This is a genomic window from Streptomyces sp. NPDC033216, assembly GCF_055577115.1.
In genome coordinates, this window is the sequence record NZ_JBVIQK010000004.1 from 339,891 (window position 1) to 346,815 (window position 6,925).

At 71.9% G+C, this 6,925-nt stretch carries 4 protein-coding genes; 3 read left to right on the plus strand and 1 reads right to left on the minus strand.

Annotated elements, in window-relative coordinates; genetic code table 11:
* Positions 1 to 2 precede the first annotated feature (2 nt).
* A complete protein-coding gene (locus tag ACZ5Y0_RS11005) occupies positions 3 to 1,814 on the minus strand; it encodes an ABC transporter ATP-binding protein (RefSeq protein ID WP_469128322.1) in 1,812 nt (603 codons plus the stop codon).
* 93 nt (positions 1,815 to 1,907) lie between these two features.
* Here ACZ5Y0_RS11005 and ACZ5Y0_RS11010 point away from each other — a divergent pair, with 93 nt between their 5' ends.
* From ACZ5Y0_RS11010 to ACZ5Y0_RS11020, 3 genes are all read left to right on the plus strand, one after another.
* Entirely contained in the window at positions 1,908 to 2,357 is a 450-nt protein-coding gene (locus ACZ5Y0_RS11010) for a MarR family winged helix-turn-helix transcriptional regulator (protein ID WP_469128323.1), read from the plus strand.
* Between the two features lie 607 nt (positions 2,358 to 2,964).
* On the plus strand, positions 2,965 to 4,821 hold the full coding sequence (locus ACZ5Y0_RS11015) for an ABC transporter transmembrane domain-containing protein (RefSeq protein ID WP_469128324.1): 1,857 nt from the start codon (positions 2,965 to 2,967) through the stop codon (positions 4,819 to 4,821).
* A complete protein-coding gene (locus ACZ5Y0_RS11020) occupies positions 4,818 to 6,644 on the plus strand; it encodes an ABC transporter ATP-binding protein (RefSeq protein ID WP_469128325.1) in 1,827 nt (608 codons plus the stop codon). Before ACZ5Y0_RS11015 ends, ACZ5Y0_RS11020 begins: the two co-directional genes overlap by 4 nt.
* Positions 6,645 to 6,925 lie beyond the last annotated feature (281 nt).

Below are 6,925 nucleotides of genomic sequence, written 5' to 3' on the forward strand. Positions count from 1 at the left end.
CGTCAGCTTGTCGGCTCCAGTCGGGCGTCCCGTCGCACCAGCTCCGCATACCGCCCGTCGCGCGCCAGAAGCTCATCGTGCGTCCCCCGCTCGGCCAGTCGGCCGGAATCCAGGACCACGATCTGGTCGGCATGGCGAACGGTGGACAGCCGGTGGGCGATGGTCAGCGTGGTGCGGTTGGCCGAGAGCGCGTCGATGGCCTCTTGGACAGCGTGCTCGGTCCGGGTGTCCAGGGCGCTGGTCGCCTCGTCGAGGATCAGCACCGGCGGGTCGCGCAGGATGGTGCGGGCGATGGCCAGGCGCTGCTTCTCCCCGCCGGAGAAACGGTGCCCGCGCTCGCCGACCACCGTGTCGTAACCGTCGGGCAGGGCGGCGATGTGGTCGTGGATCTGGGCCGCCCGCGCCGCGGCGTGCAGCTCTTCGTCGGTGGCGTCCGGCTTGGCGAAGCGCAGGTTGTCGGCGACCGAGGAGTGGAAGAGGTACGTCTCCTGCGAGACGACGCCGACCGCGCGTGCGAGGGTGTCGAAGTCGAGGTCGCGGACGTCGACCCCGTCGATGGTGACCCGGCCGCCGGTCACGTCGTACAGACGCGGCACCAGGTAGCCCAGCGTGGACTTGCCGGCGCCGGTCGGCCCGACGACGGCGAGGCTGCTGCCGGCGGGGACGGTCACGTCGATGCCGTCGAGGACGGGGGCGACCGTGTCGTCGTCGCCGTCGTAGCGGAACTCCACGTTCTCGAAGCGGACCTCGCCCTTGACCTGGTCGAGGTGGACCGGGTCCGCCCGCTCCGTGATGTCGACGGGTAGGTCGAGGTACTCGAAGATGCGCTGGAAGAGCGCGAGGGAGGTCTGGATCTGCACGCCGGTCGACAGGAGGCTGACGGCCGGACGGAACAGGCCCTGCTGGAGCGAGACGAAGGCGACGATCGTGCCGAGGGAGGCGCCGGGACCGCCGAGCTGGAGGGTCATGCCCGCGGTCCAGTAGATGACGGCGGGCATTGCCGACATGACGATCCCGATGACGGACATGCGCCAGCGGCCGGCCATGCTCGATCTCACCTCCAGGTCGACGAGGCGCTCGGACTCGTCGGCGAAGGAGTGCGTGAGGGAGTCGGCGCGGCCCATGGTGCGGCCGAGCAGGATGCCGCTGACCGAGAGCGATTCGGTGACCGTGGCGGCCATCCCGGCCATCTGTTTCTGCCGCTGGGTGGTGATCTTCCGTCGCTCGTTGCCGACGCGGCGGCTGATCCACACGAACACCGGCAGCAGGAGCAGCGACACGACGGTGAGACGCCAGTCGAGGACGACCATCGCGACGATCGTGGCGACGACGCTGGTGAAGTTGGAGACCAGGGAGGTGGCGGTGGAGGTGACGGTCGCCTGCATGCCGCCGATGTCGTTGGCGATGCGGGACTGGACCTCGCCGGTGCGCGTGCGCGTGAAGAACGCCAGCGACATGCTCTGGAGCCGGCCGTAGACGGCGGTGCGCAGGTCGTGCATGACGCGCTGGCCGACCGTCGTGGAGATCAGCGTCTGGAGGACGCCGAAGACGCCGGCGAGGACGGCGCTGAGGATCATGCCGAGGGCCAGCAGGCTCAGCAGGCCGGTTCGACCCTCGGGGATGGCGACGTCCAGGGTCTCCTTCAGCAGGAACGGCGTGGCGACCGAGACGAGCGAGGAGGCTGCGACGAGCAGGCCGACGACGGCGAGCCGGCCTCGGTAGGGACGGAAGAGTTTCAGGATGCGGCGCACCTGCCGGGGCTGTTCCTCGGTGTCGCCGGACGGGTTCCAGGAGTCTGGTTTGTCGGGGTGCATGGGCTCCTACGGGAGGTGAGGCGAGCGGACTGGGGGAGCGTAGCTCATTGTTACCTATACTCACAATGAACGGCGTCCTGATATTGTTCCCGCATGACCACCCCCGATCCCGACGGCGCGCTCGCCGAGCAGCTGCTGCGGTTCACCCGTCGGGTGCACCGCATCCAGAAGCACCATCTGGAGCTGTCGGACCTCGGCATCACGCCCGCCCAGTCCCGCCTCCTGCGCACCCTCTCCCACTTCAGCGCGCCGCCGCGCATGGCGGATCTCGCCGCGCGCCTGGAGGTCGTGCCGCGGGCGGTGACCACGCTGGTCGACGGGCTGGAGGCGAACAGCAAGGTGCGCCGGGTCCCGGACCCGACCAACCGCCGGGTGATCCGGATCGAGCTGACCGACGCGGGGCGCGCCACCCTGCGCGAACTGCACCGGGCACGTCGGTCGGCGGCGCGGGAGATCCTGGCCCCCCTGACCGACGTCGAGCGGGCGGTGCTCGGGGAGCTGCTGGACACGTTGATCGACGGCGCGACGGCACCCCCCTGTTGAAACGTTCCCGGTCGGCATGAGGGGAAGGGCCGCGGCCGGCGCTCAGGGGTTCCAGGAGCGCCGGCCGCGGCCCTTTCGACGTTCGGTGTCCCTTCAGGGGACCTCCGCGACCGGTGGGTGGCCGTCGGCGGGACCGGGATCACGGGGCTCAGGGGTCGTCCGTGGCGGCCACCACCACGGCCGGTCCAGAGCGGCGGGAATTTCCCCGACCGCCTCCGAAGCGCCCGGAATGGGCCGTGGGGCGGCGGTGAGGGGGCGGGCGGTCCGAGCCGAACTCGGCGGGGGTGTTCGGGTCGGGGCTGGGCCACGGGGCTCGGCGCCCCCACCGGAGCGGTCCCCACCAGGAGGATCGCTCCGGCGTGCATGGACATGATGACCCGACTTCTCATGGGCCGTGTTCCAGGGATCAGCCGACCTCCCTCCGCGATGAGGCCCGGGTTCCTCGACCACGTGAAACGCCAGGTGTGGCCCGGCGGCAGCCGGAACCATGCGGTGCCCCGGAAAAGAGGTTGATTCCGACCACCCTGCGAAGCGAACCTTTCACGGTTTGCTGTCGCCGCTCCCCGCGACCTCTCCCCCCATCCCTGACACGAGCCACTGGGACGTCATGCAGATCCAAGACCTACCGTACGCAGACCCGGGTGTGCCGGACGTGCGCTCGGGTTCCCGATTCCTGTGGTGGCTCGGGCGCAATCAACTGGGCGGCCAGCTCACGTCCCTGGCCTGGGGCCTGCTGCACTTCATGGCCGTCTCGGCGCAGCCGTTCTGCGTCGGGTTCGCCATCGAGGCGGTCGTCGACCGGTCCGGAGCCCGGCTGGCCCTCGCCGGTGGGCTGATGGCCCTCTTCGGTGCCGCCATCGCGCTCGGGGACACCTTCCTGCACCGCGCCGCCGTCACCAACTGGATCACCGCGGCCGCCCGCGTCCAGCAGCTCCTCGCCCGCAAGGCCTCGCAGTTGGGCTCCGCGCTCAGCCGACGCGTCGCGGCCGGGGAGGTCGTCGCCGTCTCCACGGGCGACGTCGAGAAGATCGGCTGGTTCGTCGAGGCCGTCTCACGCTTCACGGCCGCCGCCCTCACGGTGGTTTTCGTCTGCGTCGGCCTGGTGGTCTACCAGCCGGCCCTCGGCGTCGTCGTCGCCGTGGGCCTGCCCGTCGTCGCGTTCGCGGCGCTGCCCCTGCTGCCCCGCGCGACCCGGCGCGCCGACCTCCAGCGGGAGAAGGCCGGACGCGCCACGGAACTGGCCTCCGACACCGTGGCCGGCCTGCGGGTACTGCGTGGCATCGGCGGCGAGGACCTCTTCCTCGACCGCTACCGCCGCGCCTCCCAGGAAGTCCGCCACGCGGCCGTGCGCAGCGCCCGCATGTGGTCGCTGATCAGCGCCATCCAGGTCCTGCTGCCCGGGCTGCTGCTGATCGCGGTCGTCTTCCACGGCGTCCACCTGGCCCGCGAAGGCCGGATCTCCATCGGCGAACTCGTCACGGTCTACAGCTCCGTCATGGTCCTGACGTATCCCCTCAGACACTTCGAGGAGATCGCGATGGCCTACTCCTTCTCCCGGCCTTCGGCGAAACGTGCCGCCCGCGTGCTGTCGCTCGAGCGGGTCACCGACGCGGGCGGATCGCGCGCCGCTGACCTGCCCTCCGGCGATCTGTACGACCCGGCCACCGGGCTGCTCGCCCCGGCCGCGCGGCTCACCGCCGTGGTGTGCGGCGACCCCGACGCCGCCGGACGACTGGCCGAGCGCCTCGGCGGACACCCCCCGCAGGACGGCCCGTCCGTGCTGCTCGGCGGAGTCCCGCTGGACGAACTGCCGCTGGCCGGCGCGCGTACGGCCGTCCTCGTCCAGGACAAGGACCCGGTGCTGCTGTCGGGTGCCGTGCGCGACCTGCTCGACGTGCCCGCCTCGGGTGAGGTCACCGCGGCGGCGGCGCTGGCGGCCGCCCAGTGTGGGGACGTCCTCGACGCTCTCGTCCAGGGCTCGCTGGGCGCCGACGACCCGATGGACGCCCACATCACCGAACGCGGACGCTCCCTGTCGGGCGGCCAGCGACAGCGGCTGGCCCTGGCCCGCTCGCTGTTCACCGACCCGGAGGTCCTCGTCCTGGACGAACCCACCTCCGCCGTCGACTCGCACACCGAGGCACGGATCGCCGAGGGGCTCCGGAAGATCAGGACGGGACGCACCACGATCATGTTCACCTCGTCCCCGCTGCTGCTGGACCGGGCCGACCGGGTCGTCCTCGTCCACGAGGGCCTGGCCGTCGCGGCCGGCGTGCACCGGGAACTGCTGCACACCGAGCCGCGATACCGCGCCGTGGTGACCCGCGAGACCGAAGAAGAAACCGCGGACACCGCGAAGACCGGGGTGAACGCAGGGAGCGCGGAGACCCCGCTGAGCGGTGTGCTGAAGGAACTGCACGAACTCGAAGACCACGAACGGCAAGAGATCGAGGAGTCGGCATGATCGGCGTGGCGCCACCGGCGTACGACCCGGCGGCACCGACGACAGCGAACACGCTGCCCGTCGGCGCCCCTGCGACCGTACGCGCCTACGTGGCCGAGCTGTTGCGCCGGCATCGCCGTGCGTTCGTGATTCTGCTGGCCGTCAACACGGTCGCCACCCTCGCCTCGATGGTGGGACCCTGGCTCCTCGGCGACGTCGTGGAACGGCTGACGCAAGGAGTCCGCGAGCTCCATCTGGGCTTCACCGCCACACTGTTCGCCATCGCCCTCGTCGTCCAGGCCGTATTCGTACGGCAGGTACGGCTGCGCGGCGCGATGCTCGGCGAGCGGATGCTGGCCGACCTCCGGGAGGACTTCCTCGTCCGCTCGGTGCGGCTGCCGCCGGGTGTGCTGGAGCGGGCCGGCACGGGAGACCTGCTGTCGCGCATCACCACCGACATCGACCGGCTGGCCAACGCCATGCGCGAGGCGGTGCCGCAGCTGACGATCGGCGTGATGTGGGCGGCGCTGCTGCTCGGCGGGCTCGTCGTCACCGCTCCACCGCTGGCGCCGGCCGTGCTGGTCGCGGTGCCGCTGCTGGTGGCCGGCTGCCGGTGGTACTTCAGGCGGGCTCCCGCCGGCTACCGCTCGGAGGCCGCCGGTTACGCCGCCGTCGCCGCCGCCCTCGCCGAGACCGTGGACGCCGGCCGCACCGTCGAGGCCCACCGGCTGGGTGACCGCCGTGTCGAACTGTCGGAGCTGCGGATCAAGCAGTGGACGGCCTGGGAGAACTACACGCTGTGGCTGCGGTCGGTGCTCTTCCCCGTCATCAACCTCGTGCACGTCACCGTCCTCGGGTCGGTCCTCATGCTCGGCGGGGTGTTCGTCCTTCAGGGCTGGATCGAGGTCGGTCAGCTCACCACGGGCGCGCTCCTCGCCCAGATGCTGGTCGACCCGGTGAACCTGATCCTGCGCTGGTACGACGAGCTCCAGGTGGCGCAGGTGTCGCTGGCCCGGCTCGTCGGAGTGCGGGACATCGAGCCGGACGCCGGGGACTCCGGGCTGGAACCGGACGGGCGGGACGTACTGGCCGACCGGGTGCACTTCGGCTACCGCGAGGGCGTCGACGTGCTGCGCCAGGTGTCCCTGGAAGTCGCGCCCGGCACCCGGCTGGCTCTCGTCGGCCCCTCCGGCGCCGGAAAGTCCACGCTGGGCCGACTTCTCGCCGGCATCTACGCCCCCCGTGACGGCAGGGTCGCCCTCGGTGGCGTCGAACTGTCCCGGATGACCGCCGAACGCGTCCGCTCGCACGTCGCGCTCGTCAACCAGGAGCACCACGTCTTCGTCGGCTCGCTGCGCGACAACCTCCGGCTGGCCCTTCCCGAAGCCCGCCTCGAGAAGGGCCAGGCGGCCCCGGCCGAGGCCCGGGAGACGGAGGAGGCCGAGCTGTGGGCGGCACTCAGCGCGGTCGACGCGGACGGCTGGGCACGTGCCCTGGACGACGGCCTGGACACGGAGGTCGGCTCGGGCGGGCACACGCTCACCCCGGCGCAGGCCCAGCAGATCGCGCTGGCCCGCCTGGTCCTGGCCGACCCGCACACGCTGGTCCTCGACGAGGCGACCTCGCTGCTCGACCCCCGCGCCGCACGCCACCTGGAACGTTCCCTCGCCCGTGTCCTGGACGGCCGCACCGTGGTCGCCATCGCCCACCGCCTGCACACCGCTCACGACGCGGACGTCATCGCCGTGGTGGAGAACGGCCGCATCAGCGAGCTGGGCAGCCACGCCGAGCTGGTCGCCGCGGACGGGGCCTACGCGGCCCTGTGGCGGTCCTGGCACGGCTGAGCAGGTGGAATAGGGAGGCGGCGGGTGGTGAGGGCCTTCGAGCCGGAATCGGTGAGGGGCGGCTGGTGCGGGCCGCCGAGCCAGCCGGAAGACGGACGCGGCTGAGGTGCCTCCGTGAGCCGCGAGGAGACGGACGCGGCTGAGGCGGGCCGCCGTGAGCCAGGCCGAAGACGGGCGCGGCTGGTGCGGGCCGCCGTGAGCCAGGCCGAAGACGGGCGCGGCTGGTGCGGGCCGCCGTGAGCCAGGCCGAAGACGGGCGCGGCTGGTGCGGGCCGCCGTGA